17 protein-coding genes are annotated in these 19,488 nt (G+C 69.7%); 8 read left to right on the top strand and 9 right to left on the bottom strand.

Annotation, left to right across the window (positions count from 1 at the left end):
- The first annotated feature begins 1 nt into the window (after position 1).
- Entirely contained in the window at positions 2-1,057 is a 1,056-nt protein-coding gene (locus tag ABZW60_RS26930; RefSeq protein ID WP_355481310.1) for a Gfo/Idh/MocA family oxidoreductase, read from the top strand.
- Between the two features lie 38 nt (positions 1,058-1,095).
- Here ABZW60_RS26930 and ABZW60_RS26925 read toward each other — a convergent pair whose 3' ends face one another.
- Complete coding sequence (locus ABZW60_RS26925) at positions 1,096-1,827, bottom strand: TetR/AcrR family transcriptional regulator C-terminal domain-containing protein (RefSeq protein ID WP_355481308.1); 732 nt, start codon at positions 1,825-1,827, stop codon at positions 1,096-1,098.
- A gap of 135 nt (positions 1,828-1,962) precedes the next feature.
- Between ABZW60_RS26925 and ABZW60_RS26920 the strand changes: the two genes are divergently transcribed.
- Positions 1,963-3,447, top strand: coding sequence for an MFS transporter (locus ABZW60_RS26920; protein ID WP_355481306.1), 1,485 nt, complete (start codon positions 1,963-1,965; stop codon positions 3,445-3,447).
- Positions 3,448-3,521: 74 nt separating this feature from the next.
- Here the strand turns inward: ABZW60_RS26920 and ABZW60_RS26915 are convergent, their stop codons facing one another.
- Complete coding sequence (locus tag ABZW60_RS26915; protein WP_355481304.1) at positions 3,522-4,331, bottom strand: phosphotransferase; 810 nt, start codon at positions 4,329-4,331, stop codon at positions 3,522-3,524.
- 92 nt (positions 4,332-4,423) lie between these two features.
- On the opposite strand from ABZW60_RS26915, the gene ABZW60_RS26910 reads away from it, so the two are divergent.
- From ABZW60_RS26910 to ppk2, 3 genes are read left to right on the top strand one after another with little or no spacing between them, the layout of a single operon-like run.
- Complete coding sequence (locus ABZW60_RS26910; protein ID WP_355481302.1) at positions 4,424-5,740, top strand: MFS transporter; 1,317 nt, start codon at positions 4,424-4,426, stop codon at positions 5,738-5,740.
- A 58-nt stretch (positions 5,741-5,798) separates the two neighbouring features.
- On the top strand, positions 5,799-6,425 hold the full coding sequence (locus ABZW60_RS26905) for a class I SAM-dependent methyltransferase (protein WP_355481301.1): 627 nt from the start codon (positions 5,799-5,801) through the stop codon (positions 6,423-6,425).
- Between the two features lie 43 nt (positions 6,426-6,468).
- Positions 6,469-7,377, top strand: coding sequence for a polyphosphate kinase 2 (gene ppk2 / locus ABZW60_RS26900; RefSeq protein ID WP_355481300.1), 909 nt, complete (start codon positions 6,469-6,471; stop codon positions 7,375-7,377).
- Between the two features lie 917 nt (positions 7,378-8,294).
- Here the strand turns inward: ppk2 and ABZW60_RS26895 are convergent.
- The 5 genes from ABZW60_RS26895 to ABZW60_RS26875 all read right to left on the bottom strand — a co-directional run bounded on the left by ABZW60_RS26895 (position 8,295) and on the right by ABZW60_RS26875 (position 12,432).
- On the bottom strand, positions 8,295-9,794 hold the full coding sequence (locus ABZW60_RS26895) for a HAMP domain-containing sensor histidine kinase (protein ID WP_355481298.1): 1,500 nt from the start codon (positions 9,792-9,794) through the stop codon (positions 8,295-8,297).
- Complete coding sequence (locus tag ABZW60_RS26890; protein WP_355481297.1) at positions 9,794-10,495, bottom strand: response regulator transcription factor; 702 nt, start codon at positions 10,493-10,495, stop codon at positions 9,794-9,796. The genes ABZW60_RS26895 and ABZW60_RS26890 overlap by 1 nt, the downstream gene beginning before the upstream one ends.
- Positions 10,496-10,573: 78 nt before the next feature.
- Positions 10,574-11,104: a hypothetical protein gene (locus ABZW60_RS26885; RefSeq protein WP_355481296.1), complete on the bottom strand. Its 531-nt coding sequence runs from the start codon at positions 11,102-11,104 to the stop codon at positions 10,574-10,576.
- Positions 11,105-11,316: 212 nt separating this feature from the next.
- Positions 11,317-11,841 (bottom strand): hypothetical protein, encoded by a 525-nt coding sequence (locus ABZW60_RS26880; RefSeq protein ID WP_355481294.1) that lies wholly within the window; start codon positions 11,839-11,841, stop codon positions 11,317-11,319.
- Positions 11,842-11,958: 117 nt separating this feature from the next.
- Positions 11,959-12,432: a DUF456 domain-containing protein gene (locus tag ABZW60_RS26875; RefSeq protein WP_355481292.1), complete on the bottom strand. Its 474-nt coding sequence runs from the start codon at positions 12,430-12,432 to the stop codon at positions 11,959-11,961.
- Positions 12,433-12,486: 54 nt separating this feature from the next.
- Between ABZW60_RS26875 and ABZW60_RS26870 the strand changes: the two genes are divergently transcribed.
- Positions 12,487-14,463: a glycogen debranching N-terminal domain-containing protein gene (locus ABZW60_RS26870; RefSeq protein WP_355481291.1), complete on the top strand. Its 1,977-nt coding sequence runs from the start codon at positions 12,487-12,489 to the stop codon at positions 14,461-14,463.
- Here ABZW60_RS26870 and ABZW60_RS26865 read toward each other — a convergent pair whose 3' ends face one another.
- Complete coding sequence (locus tag ABZW60_RS26865; protein ID WP_355481289.1) at positions 14,464-15,090, bottom strand: LysE family translocator; 627 nt, start codon at positions 15,088-15,090, stop codon at positions 14,464-14,466. It abuts the gene before it with no gap.
- 82 nt (positions 15,091-15,172) lie between these two features.
- On the opposite strand from ABZW60_RS26865, the gene ABZW60_RS26860 reads away from it, so the two are divergent.
- Positions 15,173-16,648, top strand: coding sequence for a PLP-dependent aminotransferase family protein (locus ABZW60_RS26860; protein WP_355481287.1), 1,476 nt, complete (start codon positions 15,173-15,175; stop codon positions 16,646-16,648).
- Positions 16,649-16,755: 107 nt separating this feature from the next.
- Here ABZW60_RS26860 and ABZW60_RS26855 read toward each other — a convergent pair whose 3' ends face one another.
- Positions 16,756-16,986, bottom strand: coding sequence for a hypothetical protein (locus tag ABZW60_RS26855; RefSeq protein ID WP_355481285.1), 231 nt, complete (start codon positions 16,984-16,986; stop codon positions 16,756-16,758).
- Positions 16,987-17,378: 392 nt separating this feature from the next.
- On the opposite strand from ABZW60_RS26855, the gene ABZW60_RS26850 reads away from it, so the two are divergent.
- A complete protein-coding gene (locus tag ABZW60_RS26850) occupies positions 17,379-19,463 on the top strand; it encodes a DNA topoisomerase IV subunit B (RefSeq protein ID WP_355481283.1) in 2,085 nt (694 codons plus the stop codon).
- Positions 19,464-19,488: the final 25 nt, after the last annotated feature.

The raw sequence follows: 19,488 nt of genomic DNA, 5'->3' as shown, positions 1-19,488 counted from the left end.
CATGACGACGCGGATTGCCGTGATCGGGCTCGGCTCGATCGCCGTCGAGCACCTGAAGGCGTACCAGCACAACGACCGGGCCGAGCTGGTCGCCGTGTGCGACGTCGACCTGGAGCGCGCGAAGGCGCGCGGCGAGCAGTTCGGTGTGCCGCGGGTGACCGGCGACTTCACCGAGATCCTGTCGGACCCGGATGTCGACGCGGTCAGCGTCTGCGTGCCGAACACGCTGCACGCCCCGATCGCCGAGGCGGCGCTGCGCGCGGGCAAGCAGGTCCTGGTCGAGAAGCCGATGACGGTGAACGTGCCGGAGGCCGAGGCGCTGGTGAAGGCGGTCGAGGAGACCGGCCAGGCGCTGCAGGTCGGCTACGTCCGGCGGTACGCGCCGAACGCCCTGGTCACCAAGCGGTTCCTGGACGCGGGCGAGTTCGGTGACATCTACGCGGCCCGGGCCACGCTGCTGCGGACGGCCGGCAACCCCGGCGGCTGGTTCGGTGACGTGGAGCTGTCCGGTGGCGGTCCGCTGATCGACCTCGGCGTGCACATCATCGACCTGTGCTGGTACCTGATGGGGATGCCGAAGGCGGTGTCGGCCTCCGGTGCGACGTTCGCCCCGCTGGGTGCGCGCGACAACATCCAGAACCTGACCCGCTACAAGGCCGCGTCGGCGGCGCGGCCGAACACCGTCGAGGACTACGCGACCGCGCAGATCCGCTTCGAGGGCGGGGCGGTCCTCGACGTGGACACGTCGTTCTCGCTGCACGCGCGCAACGAGATCAGCGTCCGGATCCACGGTGACAAGGGCGGTGCGGAGATCGAGCCGCAGCTGCTGATGGTCACCGAGCGGCACGACACGCTGCTGCACGTGCAGCCGCAGATCGACTCGCTCGGGTTCGACTTCAAGGTCGGGTTCGCGAACCAGATCGACCACTTCCTGAGCATCTGCCGGGGCGAGATCCCGGCCGACGCGACCGCGGAGCAGGGCCTCGAGATGGCCCGGATGCTGAGCGCGATCTACGAGTCCGCGAAGAGCGGCGCCGAGGTGCGGATCACCCGCTGACCTGACTGGTTGCCCGAGGTGATGGCCTCGGGCAACCATCATTTCCCGGCCAGCCGGGCCTCGAGACCGTCCAGCGTCCGGGCCAGTCCGTAGCTGAAGTTGTCCTCGCCGCCGGCCTCGAGGTCGGCGTTGCCGTAGGCGGCGTACAGGGCCCGGGTGTGCGGGTACGGCTCGGCGGCCTTGACCGCGGCCGGCCAGACCTCGGCCTGCCAGGCGGCCATGTCCTTGCCGCTGCGTTTGAGTTTCGTGAGCGTCGCGGCCTCGACCGAGGCGACGCCGATCACGTAGCCGAGCACGGTGTTCGCCGCCTGGTCCGCCTCGGTGAGCTCGAACCCGGCGGTCAGGTACACACTGAGCATCTCGTCCGAGATCCGCATCAGGTTCGGGCCCAGATAGTTCATGCCGACGTCCGCGAGCGTCGGCGCAACCCACGGGTGGCGGACGATCATCGCGCGCATGCTGCGTGCCGCCGCCTCCGCGGCCGCGCGCCAGTCCGACGGATCGGCGACCTCCGGGACGTCGATCTCGCCGTACACCTCGTCGACGACCAGTTCGAGGAGCTCGTCCTTGTTCGCGACGTGCCAGTAGACCGCCGTCGCGACCGCGCCGAGCGCCGCGCCGAGCTTGCGCATCGTCAGCGCCTCGAGCCCGTCGGCGTCCAGCAGCTTGATCGCCTCCGTGACGATCTGGTCCTGGGTGAGCGCGGGCTGCTCGCGCCGCCGGCCGCGCTTCGGCCGGGTCCAGACCGACGCGTACTCCTCGGTCGCCATCGTCGTACCTCCTCGTCGCCCCGACTCTAGCCGAATCCTGAACGGCGTACAGGACTTGACCAGTGTGCAATTCTAATTGCACACTGTTCAGGCAAGCTGAACGCTGTTCAATAAGACGACTCGAGGAGGTGCGCGATGACCGCTCGGAACCCGCGCAGATGGCTGATTCTGGTCGTGCTCTGCCTGAGCACGATGGTGCTGGTGCTGGACAACGGGGTCCTGAACGTCGCGATCCCGGTCCTGACCGAGGACCTCGGCGCGACCGCGCAGGAGATCCAGTGGATCGTCGCGAGCTACATCCTGGTGTTCGCCGGCCTGCTGCTCACCGCCGGCAGCCTGTCCGACCGGTACGGGCGGAAGAAGGTGATGATCGTCGGCCTGGCGATCTTCGGCGCCGCGTCCCTGGTGGCGACCTACGCCGGTTCGCCGGAGATGCTGATCGCGGGCCGGGTGCTGATGGGGATCGGCGGGGCGATCGTGATGCCGAGCACGCTGTCGGTGGTGATCACGGTCTTCGACGACGCGGAACGCCGGACGGCGATGTCGATCTGGAGCTCGGTGCTGATGGTCGGGCTGATCGGCGGGCCGGTGCTCGGCGGTGCACTGATCGCGAAGTTCTGGTGGGGCTCGGTGTTCCTGATCAACGTCCCGGTCGTCGTGATCGCGATCGTCACTGCGGTGGTGCTGATGCCGGAGTCGAAGGGGCCGTGGCGCAAGCCGGATCCGGTGGGTGCCGTGCTGTCGATGATCGGGCTGGTGGCGCTGGTGTGGGTGATCATCGAAGTCCCCGAGCACGGCGTGTCGTGGCCGGTGCTGGCGGTCGCCGTCGCTGGGCTCGTTCTGTTCGTGGGGTGGGAGCTGCGGACGCCGGTGCCCATGGTGCCGCTGACGCTCTTCCGGGACCGGAACTTCAGCGGCGGGAGTCTGTCGCTGGTCCTGCTGCAGATCGCGAACGGCGGGCTGGTGCTGGCACTGACGCAGTACCTGCAGTTCGTGCTCGGGTTCTCGCCGACGAAGGCCGGCCTGGCGATGGCGCCGATGGCGGTCGCGGTCATCCTGGTGAACGGTGTCGGCGCGACGCTCGGCCAGAAGATCGGGAACCGGCCGATGACCGTCGCGGGTCTGGTCGTGCTGGCGGGCGGGTTCTGGGTGATGTCGACGCTGTCCGCGAGCGACGGGTTCGGGATGGTCGCGCTGGCGCTGGGTGTGTTCGGTGCGGGTGCGGGTCTGGCGCAGCCGGCGGCGACCGCGGCGCTGATGGGCGCGGTGCCGCACGAGCACGCGGGGGTCGGGTCGGCCCTGAACGACACTGTGCAACAGGCGGGCGCCGCACTGGGGATCGCGATCCTCGGATCGGCACTGGCGAGCAACTTCACCGCTCAGATGCCGGAGTCGGCCCCCGCCGCCGCCCGCCGCTCCATCGGCGAGGCGCTGGCAGTCGCCGGAGGAGACGCCGCGCTGGCGCAGACCGCACGCAACGCGTTCGCCCAGGCAATGTCGGGCACGTTCGTGGTGGGCGCGGTGGCGGTCCTCGGGTCAGCAGTCATCGCCGTGCTCCTCCTCCGGGACAAAGGGACCACGACTCCCGCCGAGCAGCCCGAGAGCGTCGAAGTGAGCTGACAGGTAGCAGGTTGTTTCACCACTGGCGAGTTGCAACCCGCCAGTGGTGAAACAACCCGCCAGCGGCGGGCGGATCAGGGGAGGAGGGCGGCCGTTAGGTTGGCTGCGTTGGTTTGGAGCCAGTGGTGGCGGTTGCGGATTTTGTCTCCGACACCCTCTGACCACATTCGTTGCCAGCCGCCGCCGAGGGTTTCCGCCCGGTACTTCATCGTGTGCCAGGCGCGTTCGTTCAGCGCGATGGTGAGGTCGAGCGCTCGCATGCGATCGGCGGTGGAAAGGCCGTAGGCGTCGGCCAGCAGCCGGCAGCGGTGTGGGCGGTCGAGGCCGCGGAACTCAGGGTCGAGATCCGCCTCGGCGCCGAGCGGGGCCCACCACAGCATCAGGTTCACGAACTCACGCGCCCGGCTCACCGGGCGGGCCAGGTCGAAGTCGATCAAGGCGTACGCGCGGCCGTCGCGGAAGACCACGTTCTCCGGCGTGACGTCCTGGTGCCCGACCAGCTCCGGCGGATCGTCGAGCTCGGGCAGCCCCGGCGGCTCGATCGGCGCCGGCAGGTTCTCCGGGATGCCGAACCCCTCGACCGCGTCGTCGTACGCCCGCAGCAGTCGCGCGACCGAGACCATCCGCTCCTCGTCCGCGATCCACGACGGCCGCGGGCGCCCCGCGACCTGGCCCTCGACGTACGTGAGCGCCTGCCGGCCGGCCGAGTCGACGCCGAGGAACCGCGGCGCGCCGTCGAAGCCGACCTTCTCCAGGTGCAGCAGGACGTCGCGGACCAGCTCGGCCCGCTCGCCGGGAGGCCGCCGGACGGTGTCGCCGACGCGCACCAGGCCCTCGGTCACGTCGCCGCCGAGCAGCGGGATCTCCTCGCCGTCCTCGATCACTGCACCCTCATTCCACTGGATGAAACGTTTGTCTGCACAAGGAAGGTGTGCAAGGTAGCGTGCGACGATCCGCACCCGATCGGAGGCACAGAGTGACCGCCACCACCACTGTGAAAGCTCCGCCAGGAGCCAGCCGCACGAGATACCTGATCCTAGGGCTCGCATTCGTCGGACTTTCACTGAATTACCTGGACCGCGCGAACCTCAGCGTCGCGCTCCCGTTCATCGAGGACGACCTGCACCTCGACCTCAGCAACGCCGAGAAGGGCCTGATCCTCGGTGCGTTCTTCTGGGCGTACGACGGGGCGATGCTGGCGGCGGGCTGGTTCGCCGACAAGGTGGGCTCGCGGAAGGCGTTCACGTTCGCCGCGCTGTGGTGGAGCGTGGTGACCGCGTTGACGCCGTTGGCGCGCGGGTTCTGGTCGCTGTTCGCGTTCCGGTTCGCGCTCGGCGCGGGGGAGGCGCCGGCGTACCCGAGTGCCACCAAGGCGGCGTCGCGCTGGTTCCCGCAGCACGAGCGGGCGTTCGCGACCGCGGTGATCGACTCGGGCTCGCGGGTCGGGACGGTGCTGTCGCTGCCGGTCGTGACCGGGCTGATCGCGCTGGTGAGCTGGCATTTCTCGTTCGTGGTTCTCGGCGTCCTCGGGGTCATGCTCGCGGCGGTCTGGTACTGGTACTACCGCGATCCGATGGAGCACCGGCACGCGAACGAAGAGGAACGCAACTACATCGCGTCGAACGGCGCGCGGCTCGAGGACAACGACGACGAGGCCGCGGCGCAGGTGCGCTGGCGGGACCTGTTCCGGTACCGGACGATCCGCGGGATGATGCTCGGCTTCTTCTGCCTGAACTTCGTCATCTACTTCTTCCTGACCTGGTTCCCGTCGTACCTGAAGGACGCGCGCGGCCTCGACCTGGCCGAGCTGGGGACGCTCGGCACGCTGCCCGGGATCACCGCGATCGCCGGCGGCTGGATCGCCGGCATCGTCGCCGACCGGCGGATCCGGGCCGGCGCCGACGTGACCCGGGTCCGGAAGACCGTGATGGTCGGCGGGCTGCTCGGCGGTGCGGCGATCGTGTTCGCGGCCCCGGCGAAGTCGGTGTACGTCGCGTTGCTGTTCCTGGCGATCTCGTACGCGAGCCTGGCGATCGCGGCCACCGGGATCTGGTCGCTGCCGGGAGACGTGGCGCCGTCGTCGCGGCATGTCGCGTCGATCGGCGGCATCCAGAACTTCGCGTCGAACATCGCGGGGATCATCAGCCCGTACGTCTTCGGGCTGCTGCTCGACATCTACCACGGGTCGTACCTGCCGTCGTTCGCCGTCGCCGGCGTGGTCGCGGTGATCGGCGCGCTGACGTACGCGTTCGTGGTCGGCAACGCGGAACCGCTGCCCGTACGCGACCGCTGATTGCCGATCTGGCAAACATCTTTGCTCTTCTCTGTGGAGTTGCCGCACGATCGTCAGCATGACGACGGAACAACTCCCCGAGGACTACTGGAACGCGTTCTACGCGGAGCACGACCAGATCTGGAGCGGCAGACCGAACGTGGTCCTGGTGGACGAGGTGTCCGGCCTGACACCGGGCCGGGCCCTCGACCTCGGCTGCGGCGAAGGCGCCGACGCGATCTGGCTCGCCCAGCAAGGCTGGACGGTGACGGCGGTCGACATCTCGTCGGTCGCACTGCGCCGCGCCGCACAGCACGCCGAGGACGCCGGTGTGGCGGACCGGATCGACTGGCAGCAGCACGAACTCGGTACGTCGTTCCCGTCCGGCGAGTTCGACCTGGTGTCGGCCCAGTTCCTGCACTCGAAGACCGAGCTCCCACGCGACGGCATCCTCCGCAGCGCGGCCGCGGCGGTCGCACCCGGGGGAGTACTGCTGATCGAAGGCCACATGGGCTTCCCGTCCGGCGAACACAACCCGCACCCCGACATCCACTTCCCGACCTCGACCGAGGTCATCGAAAGCCTCGCTCTCCCGCCCGGCGAATGGGACACCCTCGTCAGCCGCGAACACGAACGCGCCCAGGTGATGCGCGACGGCGTACCCATCACCCGCCGCGACTCCACGGTGAAGCTCCGCCGACGCTGACCTGTTCACCTGGACGTCATCCGCGGAGCCGAGCCTTGGGCCCATGACCACACCTGATCTGGTGCAAGAGCTCGGCTTCCGCGTGCTGGACGAGGAAGACGACGACCCGGTGCTGCTGCGCGCCGACGGCACACCGGTCGACACCTGGCGCGAGGGCTATCCGTACGGCGAGCGGCTGCCGCGGGAGATCTACGACCGGGACAAGCGGCTGCTGCAGATCGAGCTGCTGAAGCTGCAGTACTGGGTGAAGCGGTCGAAGCAGCGGCTCGTGATCGTGTTCGAGGGCCGCGACGCCGCCGGTAAGGGCGGGACGATCAAGCGGTTCATGGAACACCTGAACCCGCGCGGGGCGAGCATCGTGGCGCTGGAGAAGCCGACGGAACGCGAGCAGACCCAGTGGTACTTCCAGCGGTACGTCGCGCATCTCCCGGCCGCCGGCGAGATGACGATGTTCGACCGCTCCTGGTACAACCGCGCCTGCGTCGAGCAGGTGATGGGCTACTGCGACCAGGAGCAGTACGAGGAGTTCCTGCGGCAGGCACCCGAGTTCGAGCGGATGCTGGTGCGGTCCGGGATCCTGCTGGTGAAGCTCTGGTTCTCGGTCTCGCGCGCCGAACAGCAGACCCGGTTCACGATCCGCCAGATCGACCCCGTCCGGCAGTGGAAGCTGTCACCGACGGACCTGGCGTCACTGGACAAATGGGAGGCGTACACCGAGGCCAAGGAGGCGATGTTCCATTACACGGACACGCCACACGCGCCCTGGACCGTAGTCAAGAGCAACGACAAGAAACGCGCCCGCCTCGAAGCCATGCGCCACGTCCTGTCCCTCTACAACTACACCGACAAGGACGAGACCCTGGTAGGCCACCCCGACCCCAAAATCCTGGGGCCGGCTGCCGAGGTACTTGAACATGGCGAGTCGGCCACGCGCGCTTTTCCTCAGCTCTAGATACGTCGCAGGCGTGAGCTGTAGATCCGTCCCACGCGTGCTACGCACCCGCTCGTTCGTCGCGCCGCTCCTCCTCACGGCCACTACGCGCGCTCCCACCCACCCCCGGCTTGGCGTGGAGCATCTGTTTCCGGCTTGCGCCGGGGTGTGCGGCTACCGTCGGGGTGTTGCCGGCTGGCGCCGGGGTGTGCGGCTACCGCCGGGGTGTTGCCGGCTGGCGCCGGCTAACTGCGGGCTGCCGCCCGCGTGCTGCGATCGTCCGGCCATGCCGAGCGGTTGGGGCTGACTCTGTTGCGTTCCGCTGGCTTGGTTCGTTCGGATGGCGTTGAGCAGGGCGACGCGCACGATGCCCGCTGTGCCGACCCGCGATGCCGGCGGTTGCCACCCGCCTGACGAGTTCCCGCTATTCGCAGCCATTGACCCCACCTCCACGCAGGTAGAGCTTGCGCGGAATGCCGCCGACGCCCAACGCGCGGAGCCCGATCTTGCCAGGCGGTCGATTCCTGCGTGCAACCTTGACCGCAGGGCGATGCAGCACGCCTTGATCAGCCGCAGCCCCAGCAGCAGCCCCAGCCGCAGCCCCAGCCGCAGTCGCATGCGGGCGGCAGCCCGCAGTTCGCCGGCGGCAGCCGGCAACCCCCGGCGCCAGCCGGAACTCCCCGGCGGCAGCCGGAAGCAGATGCTCCGGCGCTGAGCCGGGGGTGGGTGGGAGCGCGTGGAGCAGTCGCGGTGAGGAGCGGAGCGACGAGGTTAGCGGCTGCGTAGCGCGCGCGGGGTCAACTTACCTGCTCGGCGGGAGATGCTCGGCGGCAGCCGGTACTCCCGGCGGTAGCCGGGGGTGGGTGGGAGCGCGCGGAGTGCCCGCGTTGAGGAGCGGAGCGACGAAGCTAGCGGGCGCGTAGCACGCGTGGGCTGGCTTATCTGCTGAGCGGGAGATGGACAGTGAAGGTCGCGCCGTGAGGGGAAGTGTTGGTGACGGTGACGCGGCCGTGGTGGGCGGCTACCAGGGCGGCGACTATGGAGAGCCCCAGGCCGGAGCCGCCGGTGGAGCGGGTTCGGGCGGTGTCTACGCGGTAGAAGCGTTCGAAGATGCGGGCCTTTTGTTCGTCGCTGAGGCCCGGGCCGGTGTCACTGACCTCAAGGATGGCTTCGGGGCCGCGGGTGCCGACGGAGACGGTGATAGGGGCGTCGACGGGGGTGTGGTGGAGGGCGTTGCTGACCAGGTTGCCCAGCACCTGCCGCAGCCTCGCCTCGTCGCCGGCGACGACCGGGGCCTCCGAGTCAGGCAGGATCGTCAGCGAGATATGGCGCGAAGGCTGCACGGCCTGCGCGTTGTGCAAGGCGTCGGCCGCGATCGGCAGGAGGTCAACCGACTCCGAGCGCAGCGGCCGCTGCTGATCCAACCGCGCCAGCAGCAGCAGATCGTCGACGAGCAGACCCATCCGCTTCGCCTCGTCCTCGATCCGGCGCATGGTGTCCGGGTCCGCCACGTCGCCGCGCTGCCGGGACAGCTCCGCGAACCCCCGGATCGACGTCAGCGGCGTCCGCAGCTCGTGCGACGCATCCGCGACGAACCGCCGCATCCGGTCCTCGGACTGCCGCGCGGCTTCCTCGGACTGCCGGGCCGCGTCCTCGCTCCGCCGCGCGGCGAACTCGGACGCTGTCCGCTGCGCGAACGCGGTCTCGATCTGCCCGAGCATCTGGTTCAGCGCGAGCGACAGCCGCCCGACCTCGGTCCGCGGATCCCGCTGCGGTACCCGTCGGCTCAGGTCCCCGCCGGCGATCGCGACCGCGGTGTGTTCGACGTCCTCGAGCCCGCGCAGGCTTCGCCGTACGACGTAGGTCCCGACGCCGGCCAGCAACACGAGCAGGATCACCCCGGCTGCCGCCTGGATGCCGATGAGCCGCTGGATGGTGTGGTCCATCTCCTTCAGGCTCTGCGCGACCATGACGGAGCCTTTGTCGTCCTCGGTCGGTACGGCGAGGACTCGCCAGGTCGCCCCGCCGGTCTCTGCGTCGACGTCGAACGACTTCCCGTCGAGCGCTCGGACCTGGTTGAGGTTGAGGACCGGCAGCTTGGGCAGCGGCTCGGTTTCGGCGAGCCGCGATCCGACCGGCCCTTTGTCGCTGGCGCCCTCGGAGTCGTTGAACTGCACGATGAACTCGCTCGGCAACTGCCGCGGACCTGGCCCGCCGCCGGGGCGCGGTACCGGGCGGCGGTCTGTCGAGACGTGCGACAGCGGCATGGCGGCTTGCCGGAGTTGGTCGTCGACGCGGTCCAGCAGATAGCCGCGCATGATCGTGGTCGCCAGGACCCCGGACGCGGCCAGCGCGAGGACGACGAGCGTCAGCAGGACGACGACGATCGTGACGCGCAGCGGATACCGGTCGGCGAACCGCCGGTGGTTGAGTTGCATCAGTTGGGGCCTCGCGGGGTACGCAGGACGTAGCCGACCCCGCGGACGGTGTGGAGCAGCTTCTGGTCGCCGGTGTCGACCTTACGGCGCAGGTACGACATGTACGACTCGACCACGCCTGCGTCCCCGGCGAAGTCGTAGTTCCAGACCGCGGACAGGATCTGTCCCTTCGACATCACGCGCTCGGCGTTCTCCAGCAGGCACCGCAGCAGCTTGAACTCGGTCAGCGACAGCTGCACGGCCTGGCCGGACTTGAACACCTCGTAGCTGTCCTCGTTGAGCTCCAGGTCCGCATACCGCAGTACGGCGGCCTCGGTCGCGGTCTGTTCGCGGTGACCGGAGCGGCGCAGCAGGGCGCGGACGCGGGCGACCAGCTCGTCGAGGCTGAACGGTTTGGTGACGTAGTCGTCCCCACCCGTCTGCAGCCCGAGGACCTTGTCCTCGACCGCGTCCCGGGCGGTGAGGAACAGCACCGGCACATGCCGGTCCTCACCGCGCAGCCGGCGAACGACCTCGAACCCGTCCAGCCCGGGCATCATCACGTCGAGCACCACCAGGTCCGGCTCCACGTCCCGGGCCTTGCGCAGCGCCTCCGCGCCATGGGTCGCCGTGGTCACGTCGTACCCGGCGAAGCGCAGACTCGCGGACAGCAGCTCGACGATGTTCGGTTCGTCGTCGACGACCAGCAGATGCGGACTCATGCTCTCAGTGTGCCGCCGGGAACCGTGGGAAGCCTGGAAGGTTCCTGGCAATCAGCTGTGAGTCGTCCGCGACGTGCCTCAGCGCGGGCCGTGCTTGAAGCCCCACTTCTGGCCGGCCGCCTCGCGGACGGTGCCGTCGTTCACCGAGCTGGCGGTCGCCTTGCCGTCGGTGACCACGGCGGTCACCCGCACGGTGTTCCCGGTCTTCACGTCGTCGATGCCGTCGCGGGCGGCGTTGACCAGGGTGTCCTCGGTCAGCGTGTAGGTCCGGCTGTAGCCGTCCTCGCTCTTGACGGTGATCGAGTCCTTGCTGACCGCGGTCACCTCGCCGCGCTGGGTCGCGACCGTCTGGTACCCGCCGCCGTCCTTCGGTACGACGAACTCGCCGTGCAGCGCGCCGCCGAGCCCGAACTCGCCGCGCCCGAAACCGCCCTTGCCCGGTCCGTCCGGCTTCTGCTGGCCCGGTGTCGACGGGCTGGACGGGGAGGCCGACGGCGAGGGCGTCGGGTCCGCGTTGCTGGCCGCCCAGGCGACCCCGCCGGCCGTGGTGGTCACGGCCACCGCGGCGACGGTGCCGAGGAGCCGCCATCGCTTCTGTGAGAACTTCATCCTGCTGTGCCTTCCGTACTGCGTGCCGGGCGGTCACCTGGCACTGGTGCTTCTCACCATGGCCCACCCAGCTTGGACGAACCTCCGCCGCGGATAAGAAAAAGCTGGCAATCACCTAAGAACGGTGCGTGGACGACCTGAGCTTCGAGGCCGCCTGCGGTGAGGACCGGCCGTGACCGGCCCTCACCGTGTGGACGAACTACTTCGACCTACTACTTCGACGTGCCGGGCTTGGCGCCGTCCGGCGGGGCCGGGCGGTTGCTGCCGTCGTCGATCGAGTTGGCGGTCGCGGTGTCCCCGGACACGACGGCCCGGATTCGCACGGTCTCGCCGGTCTTGATGTCGGCGATCTTGCCGTCCCGGTTCACCTTGGTATCCGCGTTGACGACGTACGTCCGCGTGTACCCGTCGGTGCTCTTCACGGTGATCGATGTACTGCTGACCGCCGTCACCGAGCCGGACTGCGTGGCGATCGTCTGGTACCCGCCGCCGTCCTTCTGGACGACGAACTCACCGTGCAACGCGCCGAACAGGCCGTCCCGCGGGCCCCTGTCGTGATCGGGTGCCTTCTGGCTCCCGTTGGACGAGCCCTCCGACGGGGACGTCGAGGGTGCCGGGCTGGGGGAGTCCCCGGTCGCCGCGAACGCGACGCCGCCACCGACAGTGGTCGCCGCCACCGCGGCGATCGTGCCGGCCGCCCGCCAGCGGTTGTCGATGAGCTTCTGATGCAACGCCATACTGCAGTGCCTTCCGTTGCGCGCCGGGAGGTGCCCGGCGCTGGTCCCTCCACCGTTCGTGGCGGACCTTGGACGGCCCTGCGGCGGGACTGGAAAGTCCCTGGCAGTTCAGACAGGTCAGACGACGAACAGCACCGCGACCAGCCAGACGGCGGCGGCGAGCGACGTACCGATCAGCTCGATCAGGATGGAGACGCCGGTCTGGCGGAGTGCGTGTTTGGTGGAGGTCCACGCGGCCGCGTGCGTGCGCTGACGCTGCAGCTCGGACAGGTACACGCCGACCGGGAACCCGACGAACATGCCGACCACCGGGATCACGAAGAACCCGACGATGCCGAGCATCACGCCGACGACCATCGACCGCCGCGGTACGCCGGCCTCCCGGAGCCGGCGCTCCGGTACGACGTACTTCACCACCTGGCTGGCACCGATCAGCACCGTCGCGATCGCGAACACCACCCATCCGGTGGCGCTGCGCTCGACGATCGCCCACACCAGGATCGCCGCCAGGCTGAGGATGGCGCCGGGCAGGATCGGCACGACGATGCCGACGATCCCGACGAAGATCGCGATCCCGACCAGGATGCTCACACCAGTCTCCACAGTCCTACTTAACCGCATCGCGGCGCCGTTTAGGGTGGGGACATGTCGTCCCCACTGCATGAACTGGTCACCGCGCTCGCTGCTCCGTGGGTGGTGCTGTCGCCGCGCTCCGGGCAGCTCACCGGATCCGGCGCCGAGGGTGTGTACGCCCGGGACCGCCGGATCCTGTCCCGGCTGAGCGTGACGGTGGACGGGCACGAGCCGCTCCCGGTGCACGTCGACGAGCGGGACGCGGCCACCCACGAGTACGTCGCGATGCTCGAGGGCCTCGGCGACACCCGGCACGACCCGACCGTCCTGCTGTACCGGACACGCACCGTCGGCTCCGACGGCATGACCGAGCGGATCACGCTCGTCAACCGCTCCCGGGCGGCCGTCGACTGCCGGCTGGACGTTGCCCTCGGCACCGATCTCGCGGGCACCGCCGCGGTGCGCAGCGGCGCGGCCGCGTCCATGCCGCAGCTGGCTCCGCTGCCGGACGGTCCCGAGCGCGTGCGCTGGGAGAACGGCGACACCCGCGTCGTGGTCACCGCCGATCCGGGGATCTCGGCGACGCCGCACGTCGAGCCGGGGGAGGAGTTCACGATCACCCTGCAGGTGACCGCGGACTTCCCGAAGTCGACCACCGGCTTCTCGATCGAGCCGCCGGCCGAGCGGGCGGCGTACGACGTCACGGTCCGCTGCGACGACAAGCGCGTCGAACGCTGGCTCGACCGCTCGCTGGAAGACGTCGGCGCGCTCCAGCTGGCCGCGGACGACGACCGCTACCTCGGCGCGGGCCCGCCCTGGTACCTGACGCTCTTCGGCCGCGACTCGCTGATCTCGTCCGGCATGCTGATCCCGGTCGACCCGACCCTCGCCGCGGGCACGCTGCGGGCGCTGGCCGCACGGCAGGGCACGAAGGTCGACGCGGAGTCCGCCGAGCAGCCGGGCAAGATCCCGCACGAGCTGCGCGCCGAGGTCGCCGATCACGGGGGCGGCCTGGTCCTCCCGCCCGTGTACTACGGCACGCACGACGCGACCCAGCTGTGGGTCATGACGTTGCACAAGGCGTGGCGCTGGGGCATGCCCGCCGGCGAGGTCCGCGATCTGCTGCCGAACCTCCGGCGCGCGCTGACCTGGATGAAGGAGTACGCCGACCCGGACGGCGACGGCTTCCTCGAGTACATCGACGAGTCGGGACACGGACTCGCGAATCAGGGCTGGAAGGACTCCGCCGACGCGGTGCAGTGGCCGGACGGGACACTGGCGGTCGCACCGATCGCGCTCTGCGAGGTCCAGGGATACGCGTACGCCGCAGCGATCAAGGGCGCCGAGCTGCTCGAGGCCCACGGCGAGTCCGGCGACGAGTGGCGGGCCTGGGCGGCCGCGCTGCAGGAACGCTTCCGCGCCGCGTTCTGGGTCGACGGCTACCCGGCGATCGCGCTGGACGGCGCGAAGAACCCGGTCGTCGGCCGCGCGTCGAACATGGGACACCTGCTCGGCACCGGCCTGCTCGACGCGGACGAGGAGCAGACCGTCGCCGAGGTGCTCGCCGGCGCCGACCTGAACAGCGGCTTCGGGTTGCGAACGTTGTCCACGGCAATGACCCGCTTCAACCCGCTCGGTTACCACACCGGCAGCGTGTGGCCGCACGACACCGCGATGACGGTGCAAGGCCTGTTCGCGAGCGGGCAGTCCGATGTCGCGTCGTCGTACGTCGAAGGGCTGGTGCGCGCCGCGGAGGCGTTCGGCTACCGCCTGCCGGAGCTGTACGGCGGCCGCGGGACGGGCGAGGAGAGCACGCCGACGCCGTACCCGCTCTCGTGCCGCCCGCAGGCCTGGGCCGCTGCGTCTGCCGTCGCGGTGCTCGTGGCCGCGCTCGGCATCGAGCCCGACGTACCGGGCGGCACGCTCGCGATCAACCCGGCGGCCTCGGTGCCGTGGGACATGGTCGAGCTCGACGGACTGCTGGTCGGCGACGAGAGGCTGACCGTGCGGTTGGAGGGCGGCGAGGCGACCGTCGTCAGAAAGCAGTGATCAGAAAGCAGTGACGAGCGCGAACGCGGACAGGCCGAGGTAGATCGCCGCGACGGTCAGGTTCCGCCAGCGGCTCGTCGTCCGGACCGAGCGGAACCGCCGGCCGATGGCGTCGGCGCCGACCGCGTAGCAGAGGTCGAAGACGAGGCCGATCAGCAGCGCGCCCGCGCCGAGCAGCAGCAGCTCGGTGCGGAGCTGGTCCGCGGTCGCGCCGCGGGTCGCGAACTGCGGGAGGAACGCGAGGAAGAACAGCGCGGCCTTCGGGTTGAGCAGGTTCACCACGACGCCGTCACGGAACACCCGCCCGAGCGGGGCGGCCTCGAGACCGGCGGAGTGATCGCCGGTCGACGCCCTGAGCATCCGGACGCCGAGGTACGCCAGATAGAGCGCGCCGGCGACGGTGATCGCGGCGAACAGCGCCGGCGACGTCTGCACCAGCGTCGCGAGGCCGAGCGCGGTGACGACGATGTAGACGAGCGTCCCGGTCTCGATCGCGAGTGCCGAGACGACGCCGGCCCGGCGGCCCTGGGTCAGGCTGCGCAGCGAGATGTACAGATTGTTCGGCCCGGGCATCCCGACCAGCACCGCCGTCGCACCCGCGAATCCCGCCAACTGACCGGTACCCATCGTCTTCTCCTCGAACTGGACTGCCTTCGCGTACTAGCCTGGCGGCGTCGGAAGCAGTCCACCCGAGCCAATCCGAGGAGAAGTGGACCGTTCTGGAGATCCCGCCGCGCTGGCTGACCTGATCGGCCACCGGCTGAGCGACCGCGCGGGCGGCCTGTACCGCCGGCTCGCGGACGAGATCGCGGCGCTGATCGGCTCCGCCGAACTTCCGGTCGGTGCCCGGCTCCCGGCCGAGCGGCGACTGGCCGACGCGTTGGCGATCAGCCGCTCGACGGTTGTCGCGGCGTACGACGAACTCCGCGCCCGCGGCCTGGTCGAGAGCCGGCGCGGCAGCGGTACGACGGTCGCGCGCGCCGCGGGCCGTGGACGTTCACGAGCGGACAAGCGGATGCCGTCCGGGTACGGCGAGTCGCTGTTCCACCGGATCACGGTCGGGCCGGGCGAGGTCATCTCGCTGACGTACGCCGTGGACCCGGGACTGCCCGAGCTGTCCTCGGAGCTGATCGACCTCGCGTCCACCGACCTGCCGGAGCTGCTCGGCGACGTCGGCTACCACCCGCGCGGCCTGCCCGTGCTGCGCGAGCGGATCGCGGAGCACTTCACCGAGTCGGGTCTGCCGACCTCCCCGGACGAGATCGTGGTGACGACCGGCGCGCATCAGGCGATCGCGCTGGTGACACAGATGTACCTGCGCACCGGCGCCGCGGTCGCCATCGAGCAGCCGAGCTGGCCGGGCTGCTTCGACCTGTTCGGCGCGGCCGGCGGGCGCGTGGCCGGCGTACCGCTGGACGACGCCGGGATCCGGCCGGACCTGCTGGCGGCCGCGTTCGCGGAGCACCAGCCGGCGATGCTGTTCGTGATGCCGACGTTCCACAACCCGACCGGCCGGTTGATGTCGGCGAACCGGCGTCGTCAGGTCGCCGAGCTGGCCGCGCGGCACCAGGTCGTGGTGGTCGAGGACAACGCGTACTCCGCGTGGGATCCGGCGGGGCCGGAGATCCCGCCGCCGCTCGCTGCGTACGCGCCGGACGACGCAGAGGTCCTGACGATCGGATCGGTGTCGAAGGCGGTGTGGGGCGGGCTGCGGATCGGATGGATCCGGGCGTCCCGGCCGGTGGCGGAGCGGCTGGCCCGCCACAAGGCGCTGGCCGACCTCGGGAGTCCGGTCATCGACCAGGCGCTGACGGCCAGGCTGCTGCCACGGCTCGGCGAGCTGACCGCGGCCCGGGCGCGGCTCGCGACCAGGCGGAAGAAGCTGATGGGGGAGTTGCTGACCGAGCGGCTGCCGGAGTGGGAGTGGTCGCTGCCGACCGGCGGATCGGCGTTGTGGATCCGCCTGCCGGACACGGATGCACGAGTCTTCGCACAGGTCGCGTTGCGGCACGGCGTGGAGGTGGTCGCCGGTCACGCGATGGATCCGTCGGGCGCCCACGATGACTACTTACGGCTGCCATTCGCCTACTCGGAGCCAGTGCTCGAGGATGCGGTCGCCCGGCTGTCGCGGGGGTGGCAGGAATTGCGGCGGCACGGCCCGGGGCCCGAAGTACCTGTTGTGTAAGGCATTGCTCGCGCACAAAAGGATGGCGGTCACCCTTCCGGGTGAACCGCCATCGAAGCCTGTCTGACTTTGGCGCCGCCGTTGGCGCGTTTAGAACAGCCTGGGGGTCACCGCTCGTCTTCAGCGGCGACCGCGGGAGTGGCGTCGAGCCGGCCGGTCTCGTCGTGGATCGTGATCGCGATGTCGCGCAGCTTCTCCGAGTGCTCCCGGCTGTGGTGGGCGCAGAAGAGCAGCTCCCCACCGCTGGTCAGGGTGACTCGGACGTAGGCCTGCGCACCGCAGCGGTCACAACGATCCGCGGCCGACAGGGCCGAACTCGGGGCGAGTGCTGTAGTCATTGAGGCCTCATCTCATCTAGTTCCGTACTCACCAGATAGCAACATCCTGACATGCGGATCGCTTCCCGGTGGGGACAACGTGTCCGTATGTGAGACGAACCACCTGTCTCCGTATGACGCTTGCTGACGCGGAATCGTTTCGGGTGGAGGCGGATTTCTGGTGAGCCACGGGGGAGGGGTGCTTCTTCTCTCACTGTGCGCCATGAATCCGTCACCGTCTGCTCGGATTCGGAGTGTCGTACACCACTTCGAATCGAGTCCGGATCGATACCTGTCGCGACACGTACCTCCGGTACCCGGCGGCATGTCCCCGGAGGGCATGCCTGCGGCGTTTTGGGGGTGCGGCCGCATAGGCTGTACGCCGTCAGCGTGTGAACCAGTGAAGGAGCCCTGTGGCCGCCCCGACGCCTCGCAGTACCGAGATCGACCCGACGTACAACGCCCGCCACCTGCTCGTCCTCGAAGGCCTCGAGGCGGTCCGGAAGCGGCCGGGGATGTACATCGGGTCCACCGACAGTCGCGGCCTGATGCACTGCCTCTGGGAGATCATCGACAACGCCGTCGACGAGGCCCTGGCCGGCCACGGCGAGCGGATCGACGTCGTGCTCCACAAGGACGGCTCGGTCGAGGTGGTCGACCGGGCGCGCGGCATCCCGGTCGACGTCGAGCCGAAGACCAAGCTCAGCGGTGTCGAGGTCGTGTTCACCAAGCTGCACGCCGGCGGCAAGTTCGGCGGCGGGTCGTACAACGCGTCCGGCGGCCTGCACGGTGTCGGCGCCTCGGTGGTGAACGCGCTGTCCGCGCGGCTGGACGTCGAGGTCGACCGTGGCGGCACGGTCTGGACCACTTCCTTCCGGCGCGGCGTGTCCGGCGAGTTCGACGGCGACGGGGCGACGGCGTCGTTCACGCCGGCCAAGGGCCTGCGGAAGGCCGGCCGGGCCAAGAAGGGCGTCACCGGCACCCGCATCCGCTACTGGGCGGACCGGCAGATCTTCACCAAGGACGCGACCTTCAACTACGACGAGCTGGTCACCCGGGCGCGGCAGACCTCGTTCCTGGTGCCGGGCCTGGAGCTGGTGATCCGCGACGAGCGCGGCGACGAGATCACCGAGGAGAAGTTCAAGCACGACGGCGGCATCTCGGAGTTCTGCGAGTTCCTCGCGACCGACCAGAAGGTGACCGACGTCGTCCGGCTGACCGGGACCGGCCACTTCACCGAGACCGTGCCGATGCTCGACGACGCCGGCCACATGACCCCGACCGACGTCGAGCGCGACCTCGAGGTCGACGTCGCGGTCCGGTGGGGCGATGGGTACGAGACCGAGCTCCGGTCGTTCGTGAACATCGTCGCGACGCCCAAGGGCGGCACGCACGTCAACGGGTTCGAGCGGGCGCTGTCGAAGAGTTTCACGAGCGCGCTCGACGGCACCCGGCTGCTGAAGAGCGGCGAGGAGATCATCAAGGACGACGTGCTCGAAGGTCTGACCGCGGTCGTCACCGTGCGGCTGGCCGAGCCGCAGTTCGACGGGCAGACCAAGGAAGTGCTCGGGACGCCGGCGGCCTCGCGGATCGTGGCGAAGGTCGTGCAGACCGAGCTCGAGTCGTTCCTGACCTCGACGAAACGCGAGTTCAAGGCGCAGGCCCGCGCGGTGCTGGAGAAGATCGTCGCCGCCTCCCGGACCCGCGTGGCCGCGCGTCAGCACCGCGAGCTGCAGCGCCGGAAGACCGCGCTGGAGTCGTCCGCGCTGCCGGCCAAGCTCGCGGACTGCCGCAGCAACGACGTCGACCGGTCCGAGCTGTTCATCGTCGAGGGTGATTCGGCGCTCGGTACGGCGAAGCTGGCGCGCAGCTCGGAGTTCCAGGCGCTGCTGCCGATCCGCGGCAAGATCCTGAACGTGCAGAAGGCCTCCGTCGGCGACATGCTGAAGAACGCCGAGTGCGCGTCGATCATCCAGGTGGTCGGCGCCGGCTCCGGGCGGACGTTCGACCTCGAGCAGGCGCGCTACGGCAAGATCATCTTCATGGCCGACGCCGACTCCGACGGTGCGCACATCCGCTGCCTGCTCGCGACACTGTTCTTCCGGTACATGCGGCCGCTGGTCGAGGCCGGGCGCGTCTACACCGCCGTCCCGCCGCTACACCGGTTCGAGCTGACGAACCCGAAGAAGGGCCAGGAGAAGTACCTGTACACCTACAGCGACGCGGAGTACCAGCGGAAGACGGCCGAGCTGATGAAGAAGGGCGTCCGCTGGAAGGAGCCCCCGCAGCGCTACAAGGGTCTCGGCGAGATGGACGCCGACCAGTTGGCCGAAACCACCATGGACCCCCGCCACCGCACCCTCCGCCGCATCACGGTGGACGACGCCGAAGCCGCAGCCCAGGTCTTCGACCTCCTGATGGGCAACGACGTAGCCCCCCGCAAGGAGTTCCTCGTCCAGGGCGCCTACGAACTCGACGAGAACCGCATCGACGTCTGACATCCCGACGACCCCCGCCGGCCGG

Source organism: Kribbella sp. NPDC003557, from assembly GCF_040610805.1.
Classification (GTDB): domain Bacteria; phylum Actinomycetota; class Actinomycetes; order Propionibacteriales; family Kribbellaceae; genus Kribbella.
Note: the sequence above shows the minus strand (reverse complement) of the source record. Positions and strands in the feature narration are given on the sequence as shown.

What these genes read in the sequence shown, in the direction of transcription:
- ABZW60_RS26930 (WP_355481310.1), top strand. Translation starts at nt 2, where the DNA reads ATGACGACGCGGATTGCCGTGATCGGGCTCGGCTCGATCGCCGTCGAG.
- ABZW60_RS26925 (WP_355481308.1), bottom strand. Translation starts at nt 1,827, where the DNA reads ATGGCGACCGAGGAGTACGCGTCGGTCTGGACCCGGCCGAAGCGCGGC.
- ABZW60_RS26920 (WP_355481306.1), top strand. Translation starts at nt 1,963, where the DNA reads ATGACCGCTCGGAACCCGCGCAGATGGCTGATTCTGGTCGTGCTCTGC.
- ABZW60_RS26905 (WP_355481301.1), top strand. Translation starts at nt 5,799, where the DNA reads ATGACGACGGAACAACTCCCCGAGGACTACTGGAACGCGTTCTACGCG.
- ppk2 (WP_355481300.1), top strand. Translation starts at nt 6,469, where the DNA reads ATGACCACACCTGATCTGGTGCAAGAGCTCGGCTTCCGCGTGCTGGAC.
- ABZW60_RS26895 (WP_355481298.1), bottom strand. Translation starts at nt 9,794, where the DNA reads ATGCAACTCAACCACCGGCGGTTCGCCGACCGGTATCCGCTGCGCGTC.
- ABZW60_RS26890 (WP_355481297.1), bottom strand. Translation starts at nt 10,495, where the DNA reads ATGAGTCCGCATCTGCTGGTCGTCGACGACGAACCGAACATCGTCGAG.
- ABZW60_RS26885 (WP_355481296.1), bottom strand. Translation starts at nt 11,104, where the DNA reads ATGAAGTTCTCACAGAAGCGATGGCGGCTCCTCGGCACCGTCGCCGCG.
- ABZW60_RS26880 (WP_355481294.1), bottom strand. Translation starts at nt 11,841, where the DNA reads ATGGCGTTGCATCAGAAGCTCATCGACAACCGCTGGCGGGCGGCCGGC.
- ABZW60_RS26870 (WP_355481291.1), top strand. Translation starts at nt 12,487, where the DNA reads ATGTCGTCCCCACTGCATGAACTGGTCACCGCGCTCGCTGCTCCGTGG.
- ABZW60_RS26865 (WP_355481289.1), bottom strand. Translation starts at nt 15,090, where the DNA reads ATGGGTACCGGTCAGTTGGCGGGATTCGCGGGTGCGACGGCGGTGCTG.
- ABZW60_RS26855 (WP_355481285.1), bottom strand. Translation starts at nt 16,986, where the DNA reads ATGACTACAGCACTCGCCCCGAGTTCGGCCCTGTCGGCCGCGGATCGT.